The sequence below is a fragment of the Escherichia sp. WS3227_2 genome (genome assembly GCF_046486495.1).
GTDB lineage: Bacteria > Pseudomonadota > Gammaproteobacteria > Enterobacterales > Enterobacteriaceae > Escherichia > Escherichia coli.
Genome location: NZ_JBJQLG010000004.1, coordinates 136,357 through 160,784 on the forward strand (window position 1 = coordinate 136,357; position 24,428 = coordinate 160,784).

24 protein-coding genes and 1 pseudogene are annotated in these 24,428 nt (G+C 51.3%); 7 read left to right on the forward strand and 18 right to left on the reverse strand.

Annotated elements, in window-relative coordinates; all coding sequences use genetic code 11:
• Nucleotides 1–47: 47 nt before the first annotated feature.
• The 3 genes from brnQ to phoB all read right to left on the reverse strand — a co-directional run bounded on the left by brnQ (nt 48) and on the right by phoB (nt 3,816).
• A complete protein-coding gene (gene brnQ / locus ACJHXB_RS07380) occupies nt 48–1,367 on the reverse strand; it encodes a branched-chain amino acid transporter carrier protein BrnQ (protein ID WP_000149639.1) in 1,320 nt (439 codons plus the stop codon).
• A gap of 406 nt (nt 1,368–1,773) precedes the next feature.
• A complete protein-coding gene (phoR, locus tag ACJHXB_RS07385; protein ID WP_000893603.1) occupies nt 1,774–3,069 on the reverse strand; it encodes a phosphate regulon sensor histidine kinase PhoR in 1,296 nt (431 codons plus the stop codon).
• A gap of 57 nt (nt 3,070–3,126) precedes the next feature.
• Nucleotides 3,127–3,816 carry a phosphate response regulator transcription factor PhoB gene (gene phoB / locus ACJHXB_RS07390; protein ID WP_000113933.1) on the reverse strand — a complete coding sequence of 230 codons (690 nt, stop codon included), beginning with the start codon at nt 3,814–3,816 and terminating at the stop codon, nt 3,127–3,129.
• Nucleotides 3,817–4,005: 189 nt separating this feature from the next.
• Here phoB and sbcD point away from each other — a divergent pair, with 189 nt between their 5' ends.
• From sbcD to araJ, 3 genes are all read left to right on the forward strand, one after another.
• Entirely contained in the window at nt 4,006–5,208 is a 1,203-nt protein-coding gene (gene sbcD, locus ACJHXB_RS07395) for an exonuclease subunit SbcD (protein ID WP_001221337.1), read from the forward strand.
• Nucleotides 5,205–8,348 carry an exonuclease subunit SbcC gene (gene sbcC, locus ACJHXB_RS07400; RefSeq protein ID WP_000698901.1) on the forward strand — a complete coding sequence of 1,048 codons (3,144 nt, stop codon included), beginning with the start codon at nt 5,205–5,207 and terminating at the stop codon, nt 8,346–8,348. The genes sbcD and sbcC overlap by 4 nt, the downstream gene beginning before the upstream one ends.
• A gap of 125 nt (nt 8,349–8,473) precedes the next feature.
• Nucleotides 8,474–9,658 (forward strand): MFS transporter AraJ, encoded by a 1,185-nt coding sequence (gene araJ, locus ACJHXB_RS07405; RefSeq protein WP_410233482.1) that lies wholly within the window; start codon nt 8,474–8,476, stop codon nt 9,656–9,658.
• Nucleotides 9,659–9,793: 135 nt separating this feature from the next.
• Here araJ and mak read toward each other — a convergent pair whose 3' ends face one another.
• Entirely contained in the window at nt 9,794–10,702 is a 909-nt protein-coding gene (gene mak / locus ACJHXB_RS07410; RefSeq protein WP_001219310.1) for a fructokinase, read from the reverse strand.
• Nucleotides 10,703–10,826: 124 nt separating this feature from the next.
• On the opposite strand from mak, the gene rdgC reads away from it, so the two are divergent.
• Nucleotides 10,827–11,738 (forward strand): recombination-associated protein RdgC, encoded by a 912-nt coding sequence (gene rdgC / locus ACJHXB_RS07415; RefSeq protein ID WP_001298537.1) that lies wholly within the window; start codon nt 10,827–10,829, stop codon nt 11,736–11,738.
• A gap of 77 nt (nt 11,739–11,815) precedes the next feature.
• Here rdgC and ACJHXB_RS07420 read toward each other — a convergent pair.
• From ACJHXB_RS07420 to ACJHXB_RS07445, 6 genes and pseudogenes are all read right to left on the reverse strand, one after another.
• A pseudogene (locus ACJHXB_RS07420) lies at nt 11,816–12,208 on the reverse strand (DUF2773 domain-containing protein); the annotation flags it as partial.
• Between the two features lie 144 nt (nt 12,209–12,352).
• Nucleotides 12,353–12,637 carry a pyrimidine/purine nucleoside phosphorylase gene (ppnP, locus tag ACJHXB_RS07425; RefSeq protein ID WP_000941942.1) on the reverse strand — a complete coding sequence of 95 codons (285 nt, stop codon included), beginning with the start codon at nt 12,635–12,637 and terminating at the stop codon, nt 12,353–12,355.
• 71 nt (nt 12,638–12,708) lie between these two features.
• The gene (locus tag ACJHXB_RS07430) at nt 12,709–13,386 is read right to left on the reverse strand and encodes an AroM family protein (RefSeq protein ID WP_001276403.1); all 678 of its coding nucleotides are present in this window, start codon (nt 13,384–13,386) and stop codon (nt 12,709–12,711) included.
• A gap of 257 nt (nt 13,387–13,643) precedes the next feature.
• Complete coding sequence (yaiA, locus tag ACJHXB_RS07435) at nt 13,644–13,835, reverse strand: protein YaiA (protein WP_001142439.1); 192 nt, start codon at nt 13,833–13,835, stop codon at nt 13,644–13,646.
• Nucleotides 13,836–13,884: 49 nt separating this feature from the next.
• Nucleotides 13,885–14,409 (reverse strand): shikimate kinase AroL, encoded by a 525-nt coding sequence (gene aroL, locus ACJHXB_RS07440; protein WP_000193393.1) that lies wholly within the window; start codon nt 14,407–14,409, stop codon nt 13,885–13,887.
• Between the two features lie 182 nt (nt 14,410–14,591).
• Nucleotides 14,592–15,050 carry a YaiI/YqxD family protein gene (locus tag ACJHXB_RS07445; RefSeq protein ID WP_000158155.1) on the reverse strand — a complete coding sequence of 153 codons (459 nt, stop codon included), beginning with the start codon at nt 15,048–15,050 and terminating at the stop codon, nt 14,592–14,594.
• Between the two features lie 119 nt (nt 15,051–15,169).
• Here ACJHXB_RS07445 and proC point away from each other — a divergent pair, with 119 nt between their 5' ends.
• Nucleotides 15,170–15,979, forward strand: coding sequence for a pyrroline-5-carboxylate reductase (gene proC / locus ACJHXB_RS07450; protein WP_001304841.1), 810 nt, complete (start codon nt 15,170–15,172; stop codon nt 15,977–15,979).
• A gap of 16 nt (nt 15,980–15,995) precedes the next feature.
• Here proC and adrA read toward each other — a convergent pair whose 3' ends face one another.
• The 5 genes from adrA to ACJHXB_RS07475 form a co-directional block, all read right to left on the reverse strand.
• Nucleotides 15,996–17,111, reverse strand: coding sequence for a diguanylate cyclase AdrA (gene adrA, locus ACJHXB_RS07455; protein ID WP_000484048.1), 1,116 nt, complete (start codon nt 17,109–17,111; stop codon nt 15,996–15,998).
• A gap of 101 nt (nt 17,112–17,212) precedes the next feature.
• Complete coding sequence (psiF, locus tag ACJHXB_RS07460) at nt 17,213–17,533, reverse strand: phosphate starvation-inducible protein PsiF (protein ID WP_000705173.1); 321 nt, start codon at nt 17,531–17,533, stop codon at nt 17,213–17,215.
• A 118-nt stretch (nt 17,534–17,651) separates the two neighbouring features.
• Nucleotides 17,652–19,067 (reverse strand): alkaline phosphatase, encoded by a 1,416-nt coding sequence (phoA, locus tag ACJHXB_RS07465; protein WP_000814388.1) that lies wholly within the window; start codon nt 19,065–19,067, stop codon nt 17,652–17,654.
• Between the two features lie 99 nt (nt 19,068–19,166).
• Nucleotides 19,167–19,427 carry an anti-adapter protein IraP gene (iraP, locus tag ACJHXB_RS07470; protein ID WP_000792975.1) on the reverse strand — a complete coding sequence of 87 codons (261 nt, stop codon included), beginning with the start codon at nt 19,425–19,427 and terminating at the stop codon, nt 19,167–19,169.
• Nucleotides 19,428–19,608: 181 nt separating this feature from the next.
• Nucleotides 19,609–19,812, reverse strand: coding sequence for a hypothetical protein (locus ACJHXB_RS07475; RefSeq protein ID WP_001300163.1), 204 nt, complete (start codon nt 19,810–19,812; stop codon nt 19,609–19,611).
• A 77-nt stretch (nt 19,813–19,889) separates the two neighbouring features.
• Between ACJHXB_RS07475 and ddlA the strand changes: the two genes are divergently transcribed.
• Nucleotides 19,890–20,984 carry a D-alanine--D-alanine ligase gene (gene ddlA / locus ACJHXB_RS07480; RefSeq protein ID WP_000413676.1) on the forward strand — a complete coding sequence of 365 codons (1,095 nt, stop codon included), beginning with the start codon at nt 19,890–19,892 and terminating at the stop codon, nt 20,982–20,984.
• Nucleotides 20,985–21,007: 23 nt separating this feature from the next.
• Here ddlA and ACJHXB_RS07485 read toward each other — a convergent pair whose 3' ends face one another.
• Nucleotides 21,008–21,220 (reverse strand): DUF2754 domain-containing protein, encoded by a 213-nt coding sequence (locus tag ACJHXB_RS07485; RefSeq protein ID WP_001295334.1) that lies wholly within the window; start codon nt 21,218–21,220, stop codon nt 21,008–21,010.
• Nucleotides 21,221–21,479: 259 nt separating this feature from the next.
• Here ACJHXB_RS07485 and ACJHXB_RS07490 point away from each other — a divergent pair, with 259 nt between their 5' ends.
• Nucleotides 21,480–21,788, forward strand: a complete 309-nt coding sequence (locus tag ACJHXB_RS07490; RefSeq protein ID WP_000763151.1) for a YaiY family protein — start codon at nt 21,480–21,482, stop codon at nt 21,786–21,788.
• A gap of 57 nt (nt 21,789–21,845) precedes the next feature.
• On the opposite strand, the gene yaiW is transcribed toward ACJHXB_RS07490, so the two are convergent.
• Nucleotides 21,846–22,940, reverse strand: coding sequence for a surface-exposed outer membrane lipoprotein YaiW (gene yaiW, locus ACJHXB_RS07495; protein ID WP_000092060.1), 1,095 nt, complete (start codon nt 22,938–22,940; stop codon nt 21,846–21,848).
• Nucleotides 22,941–22,952: 12 nt separating this feature from the next.
• Nucleotides 22,953–24,173 carry a peptide antibiotic transporter SbmA gene (sbmA, locus tag ACJHXB_RS07500; protein ID WP_001469426.1) on the reverse strand — a complete coding sequence of 407 codons (1,221 nt, stop codon included), beginning with the start codon at nt 24,171–24,173 and terminating at the stop codon, nt 22,953–22,955.
• Between the last annotated feature and the right edge of the window lie 255 nt (nt 24,174–24,428).

A 24,428-nucleotide genomic window follows, 5' to 3' on the forward strand; every position in this document is an offset into this window, starting at 1 on the left:
AACCACGGGGCATCGCAGCCCCGTGGTTAAAACAAATGTTCAGTGATTTAGTGAGCGCTGGAGGTCACCTGACGACCTGCCGCGCGATCCCAGATAATGGCCAGAACCACCATCACCACTGTTGGCATTAACCACGCCAGACCTTGTTCGGCCAGCGGTAAACGCTGCGCCCAGGACGGTAAGATATCGCTGAATGCAGATGCTTTGATCCCGTCGAGAATACCAAAAAGCAGGCTGATAAACATCGGCGGAGCAATCACGCGGGACGAATTATGCCACCATGAGCGTGTAAAACTTAATACAACCAGTGCGATACACGGCGGATAAATAGCGGTCAGCACCGGTACGGAGATCTGGATCAGCTGGCTTAAGCCGAGGTTAGAAACCACCATCGAGAAGCCGCCGAGGATAAACACCAGCGTACGATAAGAGAGCGGTACGTACTGGGCAAAGAATTCTGCACAAGCACAGGTCAGGCCAACTGCCGTTACCAGGCAGGCGATGAAGATTAACGCCGCCAGCAGGAAGCTACCGCCGCCGCCAAAGGTGTGCTGAACGTAAGCATGCAGAATAGCAGCGCCGTTTGCAGACTGATCGACCAGTGACGCGCTGTCTGAACCCAGACGGAACAGCGCCAGGTACAGCAGAGTCAGACCAACACCCGCCATCAGGCCAGCCCAGACGGTATAACGGGTCAGCAGACGCGCTTCGGTAACGCCACGAGAACGCGCCGCGTTAACAATAACGATACCAAACACCATTGCGCCCAGCGTATCCATGGTCAGATAGCCGTTAACGAAGCCGTTAGAAAACGCAGCGTTTTGATAAGCCTCAGTCGCCGTGCTGATAGAACCCGCCGGCCAGACAATCGCGGCAACAGACAGGATGACCAGCGCGATAATTTTCAGCGGCGCAAGGAAGTTGCCCACGGTATCCAGCAGCTTGCCCGGATAGAGCGAAACCAGAATAACGATAGCGAAATAGACCAGGCTGTAGATAAACAGCGGCAGCGCGGAATCACCCGTCAGCGGTGCAATCCCCACTTCAAAGGAAACGGTAGCTGTACGCGGCGTAGCGAAAAGCGGCCCCACCGCCAGGTAACAAACCGTTGCCAGCAGTACGCCAGCGACTTTACCGATTGGCGTGCTGAGGCTGTCAACACCGCCGCCAACTTTTGCCAGCGCCACTACCGTTAATACCGGCAGGCCAACGGCAGTAATGAGGAAGCCGAATGCCGCAGTCCAGACGTGTTCGCCTGCCTGCAAGCCGACCATTGGAGGGAAAATAATGTTACCTGCGCCGACGAACAACGCAAATGTCATAAAGCCCAGAGCGATGATATCGCGCGATCTTAATTGATGGGTCATAAATCATACTGCCTGTGGATGTGGTGTTGTAACGTTAAATTTTTGTGCCAATCCCTGGGGATGATACAGCGGTATATTTAAACAATTTTAGCGGGAAATACTCCCAACCAGGCGCGGCGAAGAATAGTTTTTCGATTTACCGCGTTAATGCAGTCAGTATGACAGCACCTGAAGCGCAATTTAAACGCTTATAACGTTTTAAAGCAAGAAGGGATCTAAAAACCAGAGGTATATAGCGATAAGAAATCACCAACCAGTATAAAACACTATTTCCGTGAAAAAGACATGGCTAATCATGCGAACAAAAAATCACCAACCGTTGTAAAATCTAACGCCCGTATTTTGACTGCAAAGAAAATAAGCCAGCATCGGCTGGCTTATGGCAATAAAAGATGACAAAGGCGGATTAATCGCTGTTTTTGGCAATTAAACGTTCCGGGATAACAAAACTGAAACGTGTTCCTTTTCCTACTGTACTCTCAATATTCAGGCGACTTTCGTGATGATTCACCGCATGTTTCACGATCGCTAACCCTAATCCGCTACCGCCGGTTTGCCGGGAACGCGCTTTATCAACGCGATAAAAACGCTCGGTCAGGCGCGGAATATGCTCCGGTGCAATGCCCGGTCCGTTATCTTCAACGCTAAATTCGGCACCGTGCGGCACTCGCTGCCAGCGTACGGTGATATGCGTGCCTTCCGGCGTATGATTTACGGCGTTATAGACCAGGTTCGAAATCGCACTGCGTAGCTGATCTTCGTTGCCAGACACCTTGAGGCCGTTATCTATCTCAAAGGTAAATGTCTGTTTTTTCTGACTCAGAGTCTGAGCCTCGCGCTCAACAACGCGCAGCATCATTGGCACATCAACCTTTTCATTGAGCAAATGCGTCGGTGCGGCTTCTATTTTCGACAGCGTCAGCAACTGCTTCACCAGCCCTTCCATCCGCTGGGTCTGCTCGCGCATGGTGTGCAACGCTTTTTCACGTACCGCGCCTTCCAGCGGTTGCTCATCCATCATCTCCAGGTAACCCTGTAACACGGTCAATGGCGTACGTAACTCATGGCTCACGTTGGCAAAAAAGTTACGCCGCGCCCCTTCCAGTTGATGCATTTGCGTGACATCACGCGCCACCATCAGCAACTGTTTGTGGGTATAAGGCATGACGCGAATTTCCAGATGCCGCCCGGTGTTGAGCACCAGATTAAGCGGGCGAGAAAAATCACGCGTTTTCAGATATTGCGTAAACTCCGGGTAACGCAGCAAGTTAAGGATGTTCTGCCCGTTATCTTCCGGCCAGCGCAAGCCAAGAATCTGTTGCGCCAGACCGTTGCACCAGAAAATACCGCCCTCTTCCGTGGTCAGCACCACCGCGTCGGGCAGCGACTCCGCGCCGCTACGAAAGCGTTTAATCAGATTGCCCAGTTCGCGGCGGCGTTTTTTATTTCGCAACTGCATCTGGTGTAATCCGTATAGCAGCGGTTCCCAGCTACCACGTCCCGGTGGCGGGGTCATACTACGATCCACCCACAGCCACCATGAAAGGCGCAACAAATTCCAGAAATGCCAGATAAGCAGTCCCGTTACCGATGCCAGCAAAAACCAGGGCAGGTAACCAAAAAATGCACCCAGGATGAAAGCCGGGAGGCAGCAAAGTAGCAGCTCCAGCACCAGCCTTTTCCACGACAGCCGTTCCAGCACGTAAGATACTCCAGTTAAGAAATCATAAGCCCTGCTCTGCGTCCGATGAGCAAGGCGTTAAAAGCGGGTTGAAAAACGATATCCTGTACCGCGCACAGTCTGCACCATGCGGTCATGCCCGCCGGGCTCCAGTGCTTTACGCAGGCGACGAATGTGGACATCGACCGTGCGGTCTTCCACATACACGTTAGTTCCCCAGACGTGGTTTAACAGCTGCTCGCGGCTGTACACGCGCTCAGGATGCGTCATAAAAAAGTGCAGCAGTTTAAATTCTGTCGGCCCCATCTCCAGTGGCTCTTCGCCCGCCATCACCCGGTGAGATGTCGGGTCGAGGCTTAGCCCCTGCATCTCGATCACCTCTTCCACCGCCATTGGCGAAATACGGCGCATTACCGCTTTGATTCGCGCCACCAGCTCCTTCGGCGAAAACGGCTTGGTGATATAGTCATCCGCGCCGGTTTCAAGGCCGCGCACGCGATCTTCTTCTTCCCCTCTGGCGGTCAACATCACCACTGGAATATCCCGGGTCATCGACTCGCGCTTGAGGTGTTTGATGAACTGGATACCGGAGCCGCCAGGTAACATCCAGTCAAGGAGAATTAAATCCGGCCAGGGTTCATTCAGTTGATTCACAGCACTGTCATAATCTTCCGCTTCGACCGGCTGAAAGCCATTTTGTTCGAGCACGAAGCAGACCATTTCGCGAATTGGTGCTTCATCTTCTACGACCAGAATACGTCTCGCCATGATTTGCCCTGTTGTAATAAATAGGTTGCGATCATTAATGCGACGTCATTATGCGTCAGATTTATGACAGATTTATGAAAAGCTCGTCGCACATATCTTCAGGTTATTGATTTCCGTGGCGCAGAAAAAAGCAAATGGCACATCTGTTTGGGTATAATCGCGCCCATGCTTTTTCGCCAGGGAACCGTTATGCGCATCCTTCACACCTCAGACTGGCATCTCGGCCAGAACTTCTACAGTAAAAGCCGCGAAGCTGAACATCAGGCTTTTCTTGACTGGCTGCTGGAGACAGCACAAACCCATCAGGTGGATGCGATTATTGTTGCCGGTGATGTTTTCGATACCGGCTCGCCCCCCAGTTACGCCCGCACGTTATACAACCGTTTTGTTGTCAATTTACAGCAAACTGGCTGTCATCTGGTGGTACTGGCAGGAAACCATGACTCGGTCGCCACGCTGAATGAATCGCGCGATATCATGGCGTTCCTCAATACGACCGTGGTCGCCAGCGCCGGACATGCGCCGCAAATCTTGCCTCGTCGCGACGGGACGCCAGGCGCAGTGCTGTGCCCTATTCCGTTTTTACGTCCGCGTGACATTATTACCAGCCAGGCGGGGCTTAACAGTATTGAAAAACAGCAGCATTTGCTGGCAGCTATTACCGATTATTACCAACAACACTATGCCGATGCCTGCAAACTGCGCGGCGATCAGCCTCTGCCCATCATCGCCACGGGACACTTAACGACCGTGGGTGCCAGTAAAAGTGACGCCGTGCGTGACATCTATATTGGCACGCTGGACGCGTTTCCGGCACAAAACTTTCCACCAGCCGACTACATCGCGCTCGGGCATATTCACCGCGCACAGATTATTGGCGGCATGGAACATGTTCGCTATTGCGGTTCCCCCATTCCACTGAGTTTTGATGAATGCGGTAAGAGTAAATATGTCCATTTAGTGACATTTTCAAACGGCAAATTAGAGAGCGTGGAAAACCTGAACGTACCGGTAACGCAACCCATGGCGGTGCTGAAAGGCGATCTGGCGTCGATTACCGAACAGCTGGAACAGTGGCGCGATGTATCACAGGAGCCACCTGTCTGGCTGGATATCGAAATCACTACTGATGAGTATCTGCATGATATTCAGCGCAAAATCCAGGCATTAACCGAATCATTACCTGTCGAAGTATTGCTGGTACGCCGGAGTCGTGAACAGCGCGAGCGAGTGTTAGCCAGCCAACAGCGTGAAACCCTCAGCGAACTCAGCGTCGAAGAGGTGTTCAATCGCCGTCTGGCACTGGAAGAACTGGATGAATCGCAGCAGCAACGTCTGCAGCATCTTTTCGCCACGACATTGCATACCCTCGCAGGAGAACACGAAGCATGAAAATTCTCAGCCTGCGCCTGAAAAACCTGAACTCATTAAAAGGCGAATGGAAGATTGATTTCACCCGCGAGCCGTTCGCCAGCAACGGGCTGTTTGCCATTACCGGCCCAACCGGTGCGGGGAAAACCACCCTGCTGGACGCCATTTGTCTGGCGCTGTATCACGAAACTCCGCGCCTTTCTAACGTTTCACAATCGCAAAATGATCTCATGACCCGCGATACCGCCGAATGTCTGGCGGAAGTGGAGTTTGAAGTCAAAGGTGAAGCGTATCGCGCGTTCTGGAGCCAGAATCGGGCGCGTAACCAGCCCGACGGTAATTTGCAGGTGCCACGCGTAGAGCTGGCGCGCTGCGCCGACGGCAAAATTCTCGCCGACAAAGTGAAAGATAAGCTGGAACTGACGGCGACGTTAACCGGACTGGATTACGGGCGCTTCACCCGTTCGATGCTGCTTTCGCAGGGGCAATTTGCTGCCTTCCTGAATGCCAAACCAAAAGAACGCGCGGAATTGCTCGAGGAGTTAACCGGCACTGAAATCTACGGGCAAATCTCGGCGATGGTTTTTGAGCAGCACAAATCGGCCCGCACAGAGCTGGAGAAGCTGCAAGCGCAGGCCAGCGGCGTCGCGTTGCTCACGCCAGAACAAGTGCAATCGCTGACAGCGAGTTTGCAGGTACTTACTGACGAAGAAAAACAGTTACTTACCGCGCAGCAGCAAGAACAACAATCACTAAACTGGTTAACGCGTCTGGACGAATTGCAGCAAGAAGCCAGCCGCCGTCAACAGGCCTTGCAACAGGCGTTAGCCGAAGAAGAAAAAGCGCAACCTCAACTGGCGGCGCTCAGTCTGGCACAACCGGCACGAAATCTTCGTCCACACTGGGAACGCATCGCAGAACACAGCGCGGCGCTGGCGCATACTCGCCAGCAGATTGAAGAAGTAAATACTCGCTTACAGAGCACAATGGCGCTTCGGGCGAGCATTCGCCACCACGCGGCGAAGCAGTCTGCAGAATTACAGCAGCAGCAACAAAGCCTGAATGCCTGGTTACAGGAACACGACCGCTTCCGTCAGTGGAACAACGAACTGGCGGGTTGGCGTGCGCAGTTCTCCCAACAAACCAGCGATCGCGAGCATCTGCGGCAATGGCAGCAACAGTTAACCCATGCTGAGCAAAAACTTAATGCGCTTGCGGCGATCACGTTGACGTTAACCGCCGATGAAGTTGCTACCGCCCTGGCGCAACATGCTGAGCAACGCACGCTGCGTCAGCGCCTGGTCGCGCTGCATGGACAGATTGTTCCCCAACAAAAACGCCTGGCGCAATTACAGGTCACTATCCAGAATGTCACGCAAGAACAGACGCAACGTAACGCCGCACTTAACGAAATGCGCCAGCGTTATAAAGAAAAGACGCAGCAACTTGCCGATGTGAAAACCATTTGCGAGCAGGAAGCGCGCATCAAAACGCTGGAAGCCCAGCGTGCACAGTTACAGGCGGGTCAGCCTTGTCCTCTTTGTGGTTCCACCAGCCACCCGGCGGTCGAGGCGTATCAGGCGCTGGAGCCTGGCGTTAATCAGTCTCGATTACTGGCGCTGGAAAACGAAGTTAAAAAGCTCGGTGAAGAAGGTGCGACGCTACGTGGGCAACTGGACGCCTTAACAAAGCAACTTCAGCGTGATGAAAACGAAGCGCAAAGCCTCCGACAAGATGAGCAAGCACTTACTCAACAATGGCAAGCCGTCACGGCCAGCCTCAATATCACCTTGCAGCCACAGGACGATATTCAACCGTGGCTGGATGCACAAGATGAGCACGAACGCCAGCTGCGGTTACTCAGCCAACGGCATGAATTACAAGGGCAGATTGCCGCGCATAATCAGCAAATTATTCAGTATCAACAGCAAATTGAACAACGCCAGCAGCAACTCTTAACGGCATTGGCGGGTTATGCACTGACATTGCCACAGGAAGATGAAGAAGAGAGCTGGTTGGCGACACGTCAGCAAGAAGCGCAGAGGTGGCAGCAACGCCAGAACGAATTAACCGCGCTGCAAAACCGTATGCAGCAGCTGACGCCGATTCTGGAAACGTTGCCGCAAAGTGATGAACTCCCGCACAGCGAAGAAACTGTGGTACTGGAAAACTGGCGGCAGGTTCATGAACAATGTCTCGCATTACACAGCCAGCAGCAGACGTTACAGCAACAGGACGTTCTGGCGGCGCAAAGTCTGCAAAAAGCCCAGGCGCAGTTTGACACCGCGCTACAGGCCAGCATCTTTGACGATCAGCAGGCGTTCCTTGCGGCGCTAATGGATGAACAAACACTAACGCAACTGGAACAGCTCAAGCAGAATCTGGAAAACCAGCGCCGTCAGGTGCAAACACTGGTCACTCAGACAGCAGAAACGCTGGCACAGCATCAGCAACACCGACCTGACGGGTTGGCTCTCACTGTAACGGTGGAGCAGATTCAGCAAGAGTTAGCGCAAACTCACCAAAAGTTGCGTGAAAACACCACCAGTCAGGGCGAGATTCGCCAGCAGCTGAAGCAGGATGCAGACAACCGTCAGCAACAACAAACCTTAATGCAGCAAATTGCTCAAATGACGCAGCAGGTTGAGGACTGGGGATATCTGAATTCGCTAATAGGTTCCAAAGAGGGCGATAAATTCCGCAAGTTTGCCCAGGGACTGACGCTGGATAATTTAGTCCATCTCGCTAATCAGCAACTTACCCGGCTGCACGGGCGCTATCTGTTACAGCGCAAAGCCAGCGAGGCGCTGGAAGTCGAGGTTGTTGATACCTGGCAGGCAGATGCGGTACGCGATACCCGTACCCTTTCCGGTGGCGAGAGTTTCCTCGTCAGTCTGGCGCTGGCACTGGCGCTTTCAGATCTGGTCAGCCATAAAACGCGTATTGATTCGCTGTTCCTCGATGAAGGTTTTGGCACGCTGGATAGCGAAACGCTGGATACCGCCCTTGATGCGCTGGATGCCCTGAATGCCAGTGGCAAAACCATCGGTGTGATTAGCCACGTTGAAGCGATGAAAGAGCGTATTCCGGTGCAGATCAAAGTGAAGAAGATCAACGGCCTGGGCTACAGCAAACTGGAAAGTGCGTTTGCAGTGAAATAACTATTCAGCAGGATAATGAATACAGAGGGGCGAATTATCTCTTGGCCTTGCTGGTCGTTATCCTGCAAGCTATCACTTTATTGGCTACGGTGATTGGTAGCCGTTCTGGTGGTTGTGATGGTGGTATGAAAAAAGTCATTTTATCTTTGGCTCTGGGCACGTTTGGTTTGGGGATGGCCGAATTTGGCATTATGGGCGTGCTCACGGAGCTGGCGCATAACGTAGGAATTTCGATTCCTGCTGCCGGACATATGATCTCGTATTATGCGCTGGGGGTGGTGGTCGGTGCGCCAATCATCGCACTCTTTTCCAGCCACTACTCACTCAAACATATCTTGTTGTTTCTGGTGGCGTTGTGCGTCATTGGCAACGCCATGTTCACGCTCTCTTCGTCTTACCTGATGCTCGCCATTGGTCGGCTGGTTTCCGGCTTTCCGCATGGTGCATTTTTTGGCGTCGGAGCGATCGTGTTATCAAAAATTATCAAACCCGGCAAAGTCACCGCCGCCGTGGCGGGGATGGTTTCCGGGATGACAGTCGCCAATTTGCTGGGCATTCCGCTGGGAACGTATTTAAGTCAGGAATTTAGCTGGCGTTACACCTTTTTATTGATCGCTGTTTTTAATATTGCGGTGATGGCATCGGTCTATTTTTGGGTGCCGGATATTCGCGACGAGGCGAAAGGAAAGCTACGCGAACAATTTCACTTTTTGCGCAGCCCGGCCCCGTGGTTAATTTTCACCGCCACCATGTTTGGCAACGCAGGTGTGTTTGCCTGGTTCAGCTACGTAAAGCCATACATGATGTTTATTTCCGGTTTTTCGGAAACGGCGATGACTTTTATTATGATGTTAGTTGGGCTAGGGATGGTGCTGGGGAATGTGCTAAGTGGCCGGATTTCAGGACGTTATTCACCACTGCGCATTGCGGCAGTAACTGACTTTATTATTGTGCTGGCACTGCTGATGCTCTTTTTCTTCGGCGGCATGAAAACAACGTCGCTTATTTTTGCATTTATTTGTTGCGCGGGATTATTTGCCCTTTCAGCACCACTGCAAATATTGTTACTGCAAAATGCCAAAGGCGGAGAGTTATTAGGTGCCGCAGGTGGGCAAATAGCGTTTAACCTCGGTAGCGCCGTCGGCGCATATTGCGGTGGTATGATGCTGACGCTGGGGCTGGCATATAATTACGTGGCGCTGCCTGCCGCCCTGCTTTCGTTTGCTGCGATGTCGTCGTTGCTGCTGTATGGTCGCTATAAACGCCAGCAAGCGGCGGATAGTCCGGTGCTGGCGAAACCACTGGGGTAGATTACTGTCACGGTGCGCGTTGCTTATTGCCGGATGAGGCGTGAACGCGTTATCGGCCTGCGGTTCCGGCACATTTTGCAGGCCTGATAAGACGCGGCATCGCATCAGGCATGATGCGCCAATTGCCTACGTTTTTTACTCTTGTGGCCATAACCACGCAGCGCCGCGTACGCCGCTGGAATCACCGTGCTTCGCCTTACGCACCGGCGTTTCACATTCGCCGCCGAAGACAAATTGTTTAATCAACTGCGGAACCGTTTGATATAAACGGTCTACATTGCTCATCCCGCCCCCCAGCACAATCACATCCGGATCGAGAATATTCACGACATGTGCCAGCGATTTTGCCAGCCGCAGCTCGTAGCGACGCAATGCCAGTTCCGCTACCGGATCGCTTTCTTCAACCAGGCGGATAATTTCACTGCCTTTCAGCGCATGTCCGCTCAAACGATGATAATCCGTCGCGAATCCCGTGCCCGAAATAAAGGTTTCAATACAACCTTGTTTACCGCAATAACAAGGGACTTCCTCGCGATAACGCAGTTCGTCTTCGTCCATCCACGGTAGCGGATTGTGTCCCCACTCACCTGCCGTGCCATTGCCGCCGATATGCGCCCGCCCATTGAATGCCACGCCCGCGCCGCATCCCGTGCCGATAATCACGGCAAATACCGTCTGCGCTCCCGCTGCCGCGCCATCTACCGCTTCTGAAACCGCCAGACAGTTGGCGTCATTTGCCAGCCGCACTTCCCGCTGCAACCGCGCGCTTAAGTCTTTATCGAATGGCTGACCGTTGAGCCAGGTTGAATTGGCATTCTTCACCACGCCGGTGTAAGGCGAAATTGAGCCAGGAATGCCCATCCCCACTGTTCCGCGCTGCCCTGTCGCCTGCTCCGCCATATCAACCAGCGTGGCGATCGTTTCAATGGTCTGGCGGTAATCATCACGCGGCGTGGGCAGACGATGGCGGTACAACTGCTCCCCTGCATCGCCCAGTGCAATCACTTCAGTTTTGGTGCCGCCTAAATCGATACCTATACGCACGGTACTCTCCTTATTTTTTTCAATATCAATAGCGTAGAGACGGACAACTGGATTGGCAATGCAAGGCCGCCGACAATTCGTTATCATGCCCGCTAAATTTAACGACAAGGCCGTGGAAATTATCATGCTGTGGTTCAAAAATTTAATGGTTTACCGTCTTAGCCGCGAGATTTCGTTGCGTGCAGAAGAGATGGAAAAACAGCTAGCCTCGATGGCATTTACCCCATGCGGCAGCCAGGACATGGCGAAGATGGGCTGGGTTCCTCCGATGGGATCGCACAGCGATGCGTTAACGCACGTTGCCAATGGTCAAATTGTTATCTGCGCGCGCAAAGAAGAAAAAATCCTCCCGTCTCCGGTGATTAAACAGGCGCTGGAAGCGAAAATCGCCAAACTGGAAGCGGAACAGGCGCGTAAGCTGAAGAAAACCGAAAAAGATTCGCTGAAAGACGAAGTGCTGCACTCTCTGCTGCCGCGTGCTTTCAGCCGTTTTAGCCAGACAATGATGTGGATCGACACGGTTAATGGTTTGATTATGGTGGACTGCGCCAGTGCCAAAAAAGCGGAAGATACGCTGGCATTACTGCGTAAAAGCCTGGGGTCGTTACCGGTTGTACCATTGAGCATGGAAAACCCGATTGAACTGACGCTGACCGAATGGGTACGCTCCGGCAGCGCGGCACAGGGCTTCCAGCTGCTTGATGAAGCCGAGCTGAAATCGCTGCTGGAAGATGGTGGAGTGATCCGCGCGAAGAAACAAGATCTGACCAGCGAAGAGATCACCAATCACATCGAAGCCGGAAAAGTGGTGACTAAACTGGCGCTCGACTGGCAGCAGCGCATTCAGTTTGTGATGTGCGACGATGGTTCGCTCAAGCGTCTGAAGTTCTGCGACGAGTTGCGCGATCAAAACGAAGATATCGACCGTGAAGATTTCGCCCAGCGCTTTGATGCCGATTTCATCCTGATGACTGGTGAACTGGCAGCGTTAATTCAAAACCTGATTGAAGGATTAGGTGGCGAAGCACAACGTTAATTGCTGATTTTCCTTTAATGCCGGATGCGACGCCTGCCGCGTCTTATCCGGCGTACGAAGCTACACCAGGCATATAATTATTCGCTACGGCGGGCAATAATTTTTAGCGCAGCAATATTATGCGTTTTTTGTTTTTCCTCAAGCCGGTGACGCGCTTCACTGCGAATTTTCCGCGTTGCCCCTGTTTTCACTAAATCACGTAACAGCGAAAGATCGGGTTGATCGACAAATAAGAGTAATGATGGATCCTCTTTTAACCACGTCGTTTTCACATCGGCAGCCAACTGTGGATTATTAATAACCAACGCCCGATCCTGAGGCTCAGTCAATGTCGTTAACAAAGACGCCGGGGTATGTGCGTTGCGCAATGCCGTTTGGCGCAAATGATCATTGCGACTTTGCAGCAATGCACGCCACCATTCATCATCTGATTTATCTTTTATCGTGGCCAGTTCCGCAAAAATATCTGGAGATCTTCGCTGATATTTATATCAACCTTGATGAATTATGAATATATCGGAAATCGAAAAAATCCCAGCAAAGGAAATATTATTATGGGTTAAAGAGAGGACATTTCAGAAAAATGCCCTCCCGTTCAAGGGGAAGGCGAGGAATTACAGATAGCGGCACAGATAAGAGGTGGGTTCGGCAACTTGCAGATGAAACTCACTGTGACCGGGAACATTAAACACCGAACCGGCTTCATACACTTGCCAGTCGGTCGCGTCAGGCAGTAACACATTCAGCGCGCCACTGATTACCGTCATCTCTTCAGGCTCAGCGGTGCTGAAGGTGTATTCGCCTTCAACCATAACCCCCACGCTGGCGCGACCAGTGCTGCTGCTGGAAAAGCCGATCGATTTCACTTTGCCGGAAAAGTACTCATTACTTTGAAGCATAAACTGGCCCTGTCTGGTAGTTGAACATCTACTTCACTATAGGGGCCAGAGGCGCTGGCTGTCACGCAAAATTACACCAGTAATTCCGCAGCCAGCCGTGCAATCAATACGTTAGACAGCAAGACAGGAACATCGAGCTGTTTTTGCAGTAAATCGCGATGACGCTGGTTAAATCCCAAACAATCCAGCATGATGACATCTGCGCCTTTCGCCAGTAATTCTTTCCCGGCATCAATGATTTTTTGTTCTGAATCATGAATGGGGTTACCCAATGAAAATACCGGCGGTTTCTGCAAAATTTGCCATTTTTGCGCCTGAACGGTCAGCAACTCCTCAACCGGTACGATAACCCCTACCTGATGATCTTCAACAATAGAGGAAACCAGCGGTGGCAATATCCGCGACGGCTCAAGAAAGATCGTATTACGCGCAGTCATACTACTAATGTTTGCCGTACTCATTAATATAATGACGTCGTAGCCCTGATTATCGAGCACTTCAACCACACCTTGCAGGTCACGCTCTACTTTGCGACGCGAAACATGGGCCAGATGGTTGTCATTTAATAATGTGAGAATTGTGTCTTCGCCTGCTTCTGGCGCGTACTCCGCCATCACTTCTTCGCGGCTTAACTTCCCCAGCAGGCTATGATGGGAAATATTATCTTCGTCAATGTATTCTGTCAGGAGCGGCAAAACTTCCTGCATAGGTACAATGCCGATGGTCAGGATCGCCAACGACGCACTCATTGTTCTTCCACCTTACTTTTATTTCGTCGTTAATTACCGGGCAAGCGCTAAGCACCACTGCTGACACTTACCTGTGCTACAAATGACAAAAAGCGTAGCAGCAGACCTACACGGCATAATGTAAAGATTCCAAATGATTCCAGTAATGGATTGTTATTGTTTAATATTCTAATTATTTGAAAAACATGAATTGTGAAAAATGTGACGCAGATCCCTTGTGGTGGCACTCAGAATCCCTTCCGAGCAGTCTGATGCGGTCACTCTTTGTCAGGGTCCTCATAGCGTTTTTTCGCATCCATCGCTTCCTGAGCGGTCGGATGTTCACTGATCAACGAGTCTGGTTTAGGATGATCGGCTCTGAGTTGGTACCAGGTTACCGTCTGTCCTGGTTTTCCTTTTTCAATCGTCACTATATATGCTTCACGAGGATAAGGCGGTTTCGTTGGCATCGTTCTTCCTTATTTCACGGGATGAACGTTAAGTATAGGCGCTCGAAAATCAACAATTGATCGTCTGTGCCAGGGCACTGCGAATTTCAGAAATCACCTGGCTGGGTTCGTTTGTTGCGTCGATGATAATATGCGCAACTTCGCGATAAAGCGCATCGCGTTCTTCCAGCACTTCCTGAACTTCTTCGCTCAGCGGTTTCCCCGTTAAGGTTGGCCGTAAATCTTCTTCCGGTGCAGCTTGCAGTCGGTTAACCAGGACTGATACTGGCGCACACAAATAAACCACGATCCCGTTATTTTGCATAAAGTGACGATTAAATTCCGTCAGGATAATGCCGCCGCCTGTAGCGATAACGGTGGATGGCGCAGTTACCGCTTCCAGCGCCGCCGTTTCTCTGGCGCGGAATCCCGCCCACTCTTCCCTTTCGACGATCTCCGCGACCGTCATATTGAGCTGTGATTGCAACCACTGGTCGGTATCGACAAATCGACGGTTAAGCGAATCGGCAAGGGCCATTCCGACCGTTGTTTTACCACAGCCCCGAGGCCCGATCAGAAAAAGAGGTTGTGTCATCGTGGGTTTTCCCCAATAGGTCGCAATGCGGCGAAAGCCGGTATCATGAGAATAGCGATCATACCATCAAACTAGTACAATTTCGATTGTAAAGAAAAAATTCCACTTAAAGTGAAAATCTCAATACACTCCTTACTATACCAATAAATATTCAAGAATGAAGTGTAAATAATAAATTACATTTAGCCACGACTACGTTGCACTTCCAGCCACCACTTATCCAGCTCCGCGGCAAAGGCCTGGCGGTCACGTTGTGAAAGACTATCTGGTCCTCCGGTCTGGATCCCACTGGCACGTAAGGTATCCATAAAATCGCGCATCGTCAGGCGCTCACGAATGGTCGCTGGCGTATAACGTTCGCCGCGAGGATTAAGCGCCGCCGCGCCTTTCTCGATGGCTTCAGCAGCCAAAGGAATATCTGCGGTGATCACCAAATCGCCCGCTTCACACTGCCGGACAATTTCGTTATCGGCAACGTCGAAACCTGCCGCGACGCGCAGCGTACGAATAAATCGCGATGGCGGCACGCGTAAACTCTGGTTTGCTACCAGTACCAGCGGCATCTGCATACGTTCCGCCGCGCGATACAAAATCTCTTTAATTACATTGGGACACGCGTCGGCATCCACCCAAATTGTCATAAAGTCATCCTTTGTTGGGTAATCCTCTATTGTGTCGCGCTTTTGCCTTCCGGCATAGTTCTGTTTATGCTTCTGCCAGCGATTATCAAAACAATGAATTTCACGGCAGGAGTGAGGCAATGGAAAAGAAAATCGGTTTTATTGGCTGCGGCAATATGGGAAAAGCCATTCTCGGCGGTCTGATTGCCAGCGGTCAGGTGCTTCCAGGGCAAATCTGGGTATATACCCCCTCCCCGGATAAAGTCGCCGCCCTGCATGACCAGTTCGGCATCAACGCCGCAGAATCGGCGCAAGAAGTGGCGCAAATCGCCGACATCATTTTTGCCGCCGTTAAACCTGGCATCATGATTAAAGTGCTTAGCGAAATCACCTCCAGCCTGAATAAAGACTCTCTGGTCGTTTCTATTGCTGCAGGTATCACACTCGACCAGCTTGCCCGCGCGCTGGGCCATGACCGGAAAATTATCCGCGCCATGCCGAACACTCCCGCGCTGGTTAATGCCGGGATGACCTCCGTAACGCCAAACGCGCTGGTAACCCCAGAAGATACCGCTGATGTGCTGAATATTTTCCGCTGCTTTGGCGAAGCGGAAGTAATTGCTGAGCCGATGATCCACCCGGTGGTCGGTGTGAGCGGTTCTTCGCCAGCCTACGTCTTTATGTTTATCGAAGCGATGGCCGACGCCGCCGTGCTGGGCGGGATGCCACGCGCCCAGGCGTATAAATTTGCCGCTCAGGCGGTCATGGGTTCCGCAAAAATGGTGCTGGAAACGGGAGAACATCCGGGGGCACTGAAAGATATGGTCTGCTCACCGGGAGGCACCACCATTGAGGCGGTACGCGTACTGGAAGAGAAAGGCTTCCGTGCCGCAGTGATCGAAGCGATGACGAAGTGTATGGAAAAATCAGAAAAACTCAGCAAATCCTGATGATTTTTGCCGGACGTCAGGCCGCCACTTCGGTGCGGTTACGTCCGGCTTTCTTTGCTTTGTAGAGCGCCAAATCTGCCGATTTCAACCACTCGCGATAGTGACTCATTTGTGGATTCAGCGGCGCAACCCCCACACTAATCCGTAATGTTACCTGTGGCGTATTCGGCAAACGTAACGTGTTTAGCCCTTCATGCACCCGTAACATGGCGGTAATGGCGCTCTCAGCTGGCGTACCGGACATGATTACCGCAAACTCATCGCCGCCAAACCGACCAATCACATCGCTACCGCGCAGGGTTATTTGTAACTGTCGGGTAAGCGCCACAATCGCCTCATCGCCCACATCATGGCCCCAAGTATCGTTGATGCTCTTGAAATGGTCGATATCGATAATCAGTAATGTCGCATCGCGGTTATGCCGCCGACAGTTATCAAATTCATTGCGTAACATAGTTTCCCAATGACGTCGGTTATACACGCCCGTCATACCGTCGCGGGTACTCATGACCTGCAACCTGCGTTTATGTTCCGCCAGTTTAGTCGCCGTCTGGTAGCTGACCCAGCCAAACAGCAGAGGATAAATGACGATAATGGGAAGGGAGAGCCACCATTCCAGCGGCGCACTATTGAACGACACGGTGATGCCCGTCAGTTCGAGGGTGACAAGGCAGGAAACCACCATCAACACCAGACCCGCGACAAACAGACGGGGGCCGCCTGCCCCCATCAAATTCAGACACATAATCATCAACATCGCGGTGGAAGGCAGCACGTTTACGCCCATTACGCCTACCCACATTCCCGCTAATACTGCATCGGTTTTTAAGTTGTAAATTTCCCGGCTAAGCGGATCGACGGCCCTGCTCGCTATCTGCCAGGCTAAATGCGGCCAGACGAACGCCCAGCCGACCAACACCAGCCACCACCAGCCCGGCGGCGGGTGCGAAACCAGCGTTGAAGCAATCGGTAAGAACATGCCAGCCAGGCCAACCGCGCGGGGTAGTCTGACGCGACGGGCGAAGCGCAGCCCGGACCGCTGATGTTCGTTTTGAGGAGTTAAAGGAGGTTCCTCCCCATGCGCCGCCGCTTTTTTGAAAAAGTTTTCATCATTCATTATTTTTGGGAACATTCAGAAACAATTTTCCCAAATTATAGAGACGGGGCTAAAGGCAGAAGTATGAAATTTCGGGTGAGCCATTTTCGTAGCTCACCCGTTAGCACTATCAGATATCAGACGGCTTTTTTGAGGCAGGCGCTCATAAACTTATTACGATCATCACCTTTCAGAGATTGTTGCGTTGCTTGATTATTACATTCGCGCATCTTTTGCTGCTGTGGCGTCAAACTTTTTTCACCAGGCGCAGACTTGCTGTTCTTCAGGCAATCACTCATGTAGGTCTTACGAGCATCCCCTTTCAACGCCTGCGCCGTCGCCTGCTGATTACAGGAGGTCATACGCTGTTGTTGCGGGGTTAAGGTTCTCTCGGCAGCGCCGACGGTGGTTAAAAAAACCAGTCCGAAAAGCAAGGTAACCAGTAATGTTATTTTCATAGCACCATCCCTCTTCATGTTTTAACCATGAGCGTTTGCGCCCGTGATCTGCCATTAAGTCTGGTTGCTAACAGCAAAAAAACCACCCGACAGCGAAAATTCACCGCCGGGCGCGGTTTTATTTCAGCCCCAGGGCGGCTTTCATGGTGTAGAAGAGATCGGTCTGGTCGGTCAGTCCAACGACATTGGCAGCATGTGGGCCATACGCCGCAATACGCAACTGACTGCCGGTATGTTCTTGTGAATCCTCTTCGGAGTTCCCGTAACTCATCACCATCACTGCGCCATCTTTGGTATTTAGCGCCTGGGTGAGGCCCGGCGCTTTGGTGTCCGGCGCGACAATCTGGCTGGCGTGGGCGTGATCAGCGGTGACTATGACCAGCGTGTTACCCTCCTTTTTAGCGAATTCCAGCGCACGTTGTACGGCTTCATCGAGATCGACCGTCTCGCCAATTTGCCCACAAGGATTCGCAGCGTGATCCTGTTTATCGATTGACGCACCTTCAACTTGCAGGAAAAAGCCTTTCTCATTTTTACTCAACAATTCAATGGCTTTGTCGGTCATCTGCGCCAGGGTCGGTACGCTGTCATTACGTTGCGGATTAGGCGTACAGGTAACTGCGGGCTTGTCGATATTGCCGTGGTACGTTGCTTTCGGTCCTTGCCAGCGCACTGGCATATTGCCGTCAGCAAACAGTCCTAGCAGGGGTTTTTGCTGGTTCGCTTCCGTCACCGCATTCAGTGAGGCAGCATCGCTCACCAACTGATAACCACGCGCCTGTGCCTGTTCACGCAGCGTTTTTCCCTGCCATTCACCGGCGGTTGCCGTTTCAGCAAAGGTTTTTGCGCCGCCGCCAAGCGTAACATCGGCACGAGCGTTAAGCAGCTGTTCGGTAATCGATCCTTTTCCGCCTTTTTCCAGAGCGTTACCCGGACATTTTTCACTGGTCGCGCTCGGCCCGTAGCATTTGCGCGAGGTCACATGCGCCACCAGCGCGGCGGGCGTGGCATCCTGCAACTCTGCGGTAGAAACGTTACCGGTCGCCAGACCTGCGGCTTTTGCCATTTCCAGAATCGTTGGGTGATCTTTTTCGTGAATATCGACGCCCAGCGCACCGTTATAGGTTTTGACACCAGTTGACCAGGCGGTTGCTGATGCAGCCGAGTCGGTGACGTAGTCCGGTTTGCCGGTTTTTTTATTCAGCGCATAGTGTGTGTATTGTCCGGTAAGCGGTAAGGCATCGATACCTTTAAAAAAGCCGCCCGCACCTTCGGCATAATTGCGTGCAGCAGTAATTTCCGAGTCCCCCATCCCATCGCCAATCAGCAAAATAATATTTTTGGCAGGTTTATCGCTAAGAGAATCACGCAGAGCAGCGGTCTGATCACCCGTTAAGCGGCGAGCACCGCCGGGTGCAGTAATATCGCCCTGAGCAGCCCGGTTTTCCAGAACAGGCATTTCTGGTGTCCGGGCTTTTGTCACAGGGGAAAACAGTAACGGTAAGAGTGCCAGTGCAATAGTGCTTTGTTTCACTTTATTTTCTCCATGTACAAATACATTAAAAATAAAAACAAAGCGACTATAAGTCTCGGCCGTGACAGCTTTATGACAGCTGTTGAAAAGATTAACTTTTTACTGACGAGGATGCTTCAATAACTTCTTTACATAATTGCGCAGCAGCTCCGTATCGTCGTCAGGAATGCTGGCATCGGGCTTTACCTCGTACAGCGCCCCCTCTACCTGATCAATCAACCTTTGTTGGTCATTTTGCGCCATATTGCGAAGCATTGCAGTGACGATAATCTCCAAAGCTTCTACCTGCGCGCACAGTTCTTTCGACTCTTCTTCTTTTTGGGCAAGCTTAAATAACAACTCAGCAATGAGATTTTTCATGTCTGTATTTCCTTATCCAAAGTATGGAGAAGTTAACATTATGTTTCACAACTTCATAGTGTCTGGAAGTATTATTTTTATGACAAAGGAAATACTTTGCGCAAATATTTTTTGTTTGATTACCAGCGAAACGTTTCTCTTATTTAAATAATTACCCACACAAAATATAGGCTTTTAATCATCAACCTTTATTATAAATAAAAGTTATGAAATATATTCTCTTCGTTAACTTATAATTAAGAGAAAAAAACTCACCGCATGGCCATTTAAGCCAGGAATAAATTAGCTTCCCGTTCATCATTTTTGTGATCTTGCGCACATCTTTGAGATAACGCACTTTCTTCACCAGTACGTTGCACGCTTTGTCAGCAGAAGATTGCAACAATCTTTCAGAAGGCCGCGAATCCCCCGTTTTGTCGTGGTAATGTATGCACTTTGTGTTAGACGGGATAGGTTTTTAAGATGGAAAAACTGCGGGTAGGAATCGTTTTTGGTGGTAAATCAGCGGAACATGAAGTGTCTCTGCAATCGGCAAAAAACATTGTCGATGCCATTGATAAAAGTCGCTTCGACGTTGTGCTGCTGGGCATTGATAAACAAGGGCAATGGCACGTCAGCGATGCCAGCAATTATCTGCTAAATGCAGACGATCCTGCCCATATTGCGTTGCGCCCTTCGGCGACCAGCCTTGCGCAGGTGCCTGGTAAACATGAACATCAGCTTATCGACGCGCAAAACGGTCAGCCGTTGCCGACGGTGGATGTCATTTTCCCGATTGTCCACGGTACGCTGGGCGAAGATGGTTCCTTGCAGGGAATGCTGCGGGTCGCCAATTTACCGTTTGTAGGTTCTGATGTTCTGGCTTCAGCGGCCTGTATGGATAAAGATGTCACCAAACGTCTGCTGCGCGATGCCGGGCTGAACATTGCGCCATTTATTACCCTGACGCGCGCTAATCGTCACAACATCAGTTTTGCCGAAGTGGAGTCTAAACTGGGGTTACCGCTGTTTGTAAAACCAGCTAATCAGGGCTCTTCTGTTGGTGTCAGCAAAGTAACCAGTGAAGAACAGTACGCAATTGCCGTCGATCTGGCGTTCGAGTTCGATCATAAAGTGATCGTTGAGCAAGGGATCAAAGGTCGTGAGATCGAATGCGCAGTTCTGGGCAACGACAATCCGCAAGCCAGCACCTGTGGCGAGATCGTACTAACCAGCGATTTTTATGCCTACGACACCAAGTACATTGACGAAGATGGCGCGAAAGTGGTAGTTCCGGCAGCCATTGCGCCAGAAATCAACGATAAGATCCGGGCGATTGCCGTTCAGGCTTATCAGACGTTGGGATGCGCAGGCATGGCGCGTGTAGACGTGTTTTTAACCCCAGAGAACGACGTGGTGATCAACGAGATCAACACACTGCCTGGCTTCACCAACATCAGTATGTATCCGAAGCTGTGGCAAGCCAGCGGTCTGGGTTACACCGACCTGATCACCCGTTTGATTGAGCTGGCGCTGGAGCGTCACGCTGCGGATAACGCATTGAAAACCACAATGTAATATTTAAACGCCCGATAATATTCTTATTGGGCGTTTTCAGTTTCTTCATCGCGACGACGAATAATCAGCCCCGCCAGCCAGAAACTAATCACCCACGTCACCAGACCGACGGCATAGGTCTGCCAACCTTTTGCTTCAAATCCCAGTAACCCCACCACGCCATTAAGAATGAATATAAGGCCAATGGCGAACGCATAGTAGTGCCAGTCACGGCGGATTTTTACAGGCAAGTTCATGGCAGCTCCGTTAACGAAAAACAACATCCTTGCATATTCTGCAACATCCGTCTGTGGCGTAGACAACATTTCCGTAATTGTTAATACATTTAACTTAAGGTTGTCATTTTGTGACTCACGACGAAGATTCACGCTTCGGGAATATTCCCAACATCAATTTACCATGATTCTGATATTGACAATCTTAATGACCTGTCAGACTTGCCATAAGCCGCTGGTATCACACCAGAAGAGAAGCAGATGACTTCCGGAGGTTTTTATGGCTGATTTCACCCTGTCAAAATCGCTGTTTAGCGGAAAATATCGCAATGCCTCTTCAACGCCTGGCAATATTGCCTATGCGTTGTTTGTGCTGTTTTGCTTTTGGGCTGGGGCGCAATTGCTGAACCTGCTAGTGCATGCGCCTGGCGTCTATGAGCGTTTAATGCAGGTCCAGGAAACAGGTCGCCCACGGGTGGAAATTGGTTTAGGTGTCGGCACCATTTTCGGGCTGATCCCGTTTTTAGTTGGCTGCCTCATTTTTGCAGTAGTGGCGCTATGGCTGCACTGGCGACATCGCCGCCAGTAAGATTTACTTGCCAGATAGGACCTAAAACGCCTTATCTGGCATGACATTCCTGTTTGATCACTGTTTCATACAACGCGCCCGCCGTTCGTCTACGCGCTTCGCAAACCAGGCCGTAGTCAGGTTGCGGGTGATTTTCGGGCTTTCCAGTTGAATGCCAGGCAACATTTCGCGGGGTAGTGATTTACCCGTTTTCGCTTCGGCAAGTTGATAAACTTTCTTGTACAGCGCCGTCTCCTCAAAAGAGAAGCTGTCCCCTTTCTCTAACTGGCGGCGAATTTCACTGTCGCTCATCCCCAGTTTTCCCGCCAGTTTGCGCGTTGCCAGTTCGGTTTTCCCGGGCTCTTTACTGTCGTAACGAATTAAATCACCGTCCAGTGCCAGCTTCACGCCGCTGGCCTTACTGACCGCGTTCTGAAACGCGGCATTACGGCTGGCGTACCAGCCAGCGTTAAAATCAGCAAAACGGTATATCGGCGCGCTATAGCTGGCGGGATAATTCAGTAAATGGTAAGTACCAAACCACAACCCGCCGCGACGACTGAAGACTTCCTGACGGACTGTACCGTCCATTTTCCACGGATACCCTTTGGTATGCTGTTCGGCAAAAGCAATGCTGACCTGCATCGGCCCACCGGTGCGCACCGGATTAAGCGAACCAAACAGCGTCTGCCCCATTGGCACCATGCTGATCAGATCGTCAAAAATCGCGCTCAATTGCTTTTCAGTACGCACCGAATCTAACCGTTCGCTATAGCTTTTGCCGTTTGGCGATTTGATTTTTAGCGCGGTATGCACCAGAAAAGCAGGAATGTGCATCCGTTCAGCACGACGGTCAATCTCTTGCCAGGCGATCTTGCTTAAGCCCGGAACGGCTGGATCTGCCTGATAATTTGACTCCTGCTGCGCCACCGCCAGCACCGAGCAGACGTTTTCCAGCGTCGGTGCCAGCCCCTGACTTTCAAACGTGGTGGCGAGATCTTTCGCCCAGGCATCGCGGTCTTTCACGCTCGCAGGCATCTTCTGCCGCACGACGCTCGCCACATCTATCGCTTTTTCGCCCTTTTTCAACGGTTGCGGAGCCTGACTACTACACCCCACTAAAACCAGAACCGCCAACAATGACAGCGAAGATAGATGATTGACGCGCGACATTACTTCTCCTTTTTAGCTCAAGGTATGGGTTACTTCCTGAATTTTGTCACCATCCAGCTCATGTTCAAAGCTGCGCAGACGTTTGTAGATAGACATCAACTCAACCAGTGTGGTCCATGAGTTAATCAGGTACTGGAAAGCTCCGCGAACCTGACCAAAAACGTTGGTAATCTGCGTCATCAGGCCGAGCGTAATCGTACCGGCAACAATTGACGGAAACAGCAAGAACAAACCGAAAACGTTATCGACCTGCAAATAGAGAATGCGGGCGATGTTGAAATACATATAGTGAAAATAGAGGCGGAAATAGTTTTTCCGTACGGCGCTAAACAGCTCGCGTACCGTAGGCGGCGTCGCGCGCGTGGCATCGTCTTCACCATAAACCAGCTCTTTACGGTAGGCAGCCTCTACACGCTGGTTTTTAAACTCCAGCCCCGGCAGTTTGATCCCTACCACTGCCAGCAATCCGGTCCCCATTAGCGACCAGACGATAGCGGCAATCACCAGGCCATACGGAATGTGCCCGACAATCGGCAGCTCCGGCACATGCGCGGAGAGCGTTACCAGCACCGGCAGGAAGGCGATCAACGTCATGATAGCGTTGATAAAGCTGACGCCCATATTCTCCAGCGTTGAAGCAAAACGCATGGTATCTTCCTGCACACGTTGGGCGGCACCTTCGATATGACGCAGTTGTTGCCAGTTCGCCATGTAATATTCGTTCATCGCCGTACGCCAGCGGAACACGTAGTGACTGACAAAGAAGTTGTTCAGCACACTGATCACCACCGCGATCAGCGCAATCCCCAGAAAGACGCCCACTTCGCGGTAAAATTGTTCGATGGTGACTTTATGCGGCGAACTTAGCGCAGTTTGAATCAGATCATAGAACGGCGCATACCAGGCGTTGACGGCGACCCCGACTTCCACCAAAAACCAGGTGACGAAGATGATCAGTGCAGTACCGAGTATTGACCAGTATTGCCAACGATGCGGGCTGTAGATAAACCAGAACAATGCAAAAAGTCCTACGCAAACAATGTAGTAAGCGTAAAAAACCAGGAAATCCAACGACCAGAAACGCGCGGCGCTAATCGGGATCTGCCCGGAAGCTCCGGTGATACGCGCCACCCAGTCACCCCCACCGGCTTGCCAGAAGATAACGGCAATCAATGCCCAAACAAAGGCCGAGAGAAAAAACGGTCCCGGCTTTGGGAAAAAAGACTTAAACATATGCACTCCTGCTAACTTCTTATCGTTTTAACAACTGCTGTGTATTAACCGCATGACCGCTACAAAGCGTCAGCCAAATGAAACCGACCATTGTGACCCATAGCAAGGCGCTTAGTTCGCCAGCCTGAGCATAAGAATTGTTTCGACGGATTTCACAAACCAAAGATTGTTTACATAAGCGGATTAACACGCGCAGGATCACAAATGCAGGCATTAGTGAGCAGGAAAAAGATCGTGTTTACGCGCCGTTACGTT

What these genes read in the sequence shown, in the direction of transcription:
- brnQ (WP_000149639.1), bottom strand. Translation starts at nt 1,367, where the DNA reads ATGACCCATCAATTAAGATCGCGCGATATCATCGCTCTGGGCTTTATG.
- phoB (WP_000113933.1), bottom strand. Translation starts at nt 3,816, where the DNA reads ATGGCGAGACGTATTCTGGTCGTAGAAGATGAAGCACCAATTCGCGAA.
- sbcD (WP_001221337.1), top strand. Translation starts at nt 4,006, where the DNA reads ATGCGCATCCTTCACACCTCAGACTGGCATCTCGGCCAGAACTTCTAC.
- sbcC (WP_000698901.1), top strand. Translation starts at nt 5,205, where the DNA reads ATGAAAATTCTCAGCCTGCGCCTGAAAAACCTGAACTCATTAAAAGGC.
- araJ (WP_410233482.1), top strand. Translation starts at nt 8,474, where the DNA reads ATGAAAAAAGTCATTTTATCTTTGGCTCTGGGCACGTTTGGTTTGGGG.
- rdgC (WP_001298537.1), top strand. Translation starts at nt 10,827, where the DNA reads ATGCTGTGGTTCAAAAATTTAATGGTTTACCGTCTTAGCCGCGAGATT.
- ppnP (WP_000941942.1), bottom strand. Translation starts at nt 12,637, where the DNA reads ATGCTTCAAAGTAATGAGTACTTTTCCGGCAAAGTGAAATCGATCGGC.
- ACJHXB_RS07430 (WP_001276403.1), bottom strand. Translation starts at nt 13,386, where the DNA reads ATGAGTGCGTCGTTGGCGATCCTGACCATCGGCATTGTACCTATGCAG.
- yaiA (WP_001142439.1), bottom strand. Translation starts at nt 13,835, where the DNA reads ATGCCAACGAAACCGCCTTATCCTCGTGAAGCATATATAGTGACGATT.
- aroL (WP_000193393.1), bottom strand. Translation starts at nt 14,409, where the DNA reads ATGACACAACCTCTTTTTCTGATCGGGCCTCGGGGCTGTGGTAAAACA.
- ACJHXB_RS07445 (WP_000158155.1), bottom strand. Translation starts at nt 15,050, where the DNA reads ATGACAATTTGGGTGGATGCCGACGCGTGTCCCAATGTAATTAAAGAG.
- proC (WP_001304841.1), top strand. Translation starts at nt 15,170, where the DNA reads ATGGAAAAGAAAATCGGTTTTATTGGCTGCGGCAATATGGGAAAAGCC.
- adrA (WP_000484048.1), bottom strand. Translation starts at nt 17,111, where the DNA reads ATGTTCCCAAAAATAATGAATGATGAAAACTTTTTCAAAAAAGCGGCG.
- psiF (WP_000705173.1), bottom strand. Translation starts at nt 17,533, where the DNA reads ATGAAAATAACATTACTGGTTACCTTGCTTTTCGGACTGGTTTTTTTA.
- iraP (WP_000792975.1), bottom strand. Translation starts at nt 19,427, where the DNA reads ATGAAAAATCTCATTGCTGAGTTGTTATTTAAGCTTGCCCAAAAAGAA.
- ddlA (WP_000413676.1), top strand. Translation starts at nt 19,890, where the DNA reads ATGGAAAAACTGCGGGTAGGAATCGTTTTTGGTGGTAAATCAGCGGAA.
- ACJHXB_RS07485 (WP_001295334.1), bottom strand. Translation starts at nt 21,220, where the DNA reads ATGAACTTGCCTGTAAAAATCCGCCGTGACTGGCACTACTATGCGTTC.
- ACJHXB_RS07490 (WP_000763151.1), top strand. Translation starts at nt 21,480, where the DNA reads ATGGCTGATTTCACCCTGTCAAAATCGCTGTTTAGCGGAAAATATCGC.
- yaiW (WP_000092060.1), bottom strand. Translation starts at nt 22,940, where the DNA reads ATGTCGCGCGTCAATCATCTATCTTCGCTGTCATTGTTGGCGGTTCTG.
- sbmA (WP_001469426.1), bottom strand. Translation starts at nt 24,173, where the DNA reads ATGTTTAAGTCTTTTTTCCCAAAGCCGGGACCGTTTTTTCTCTCGGCC.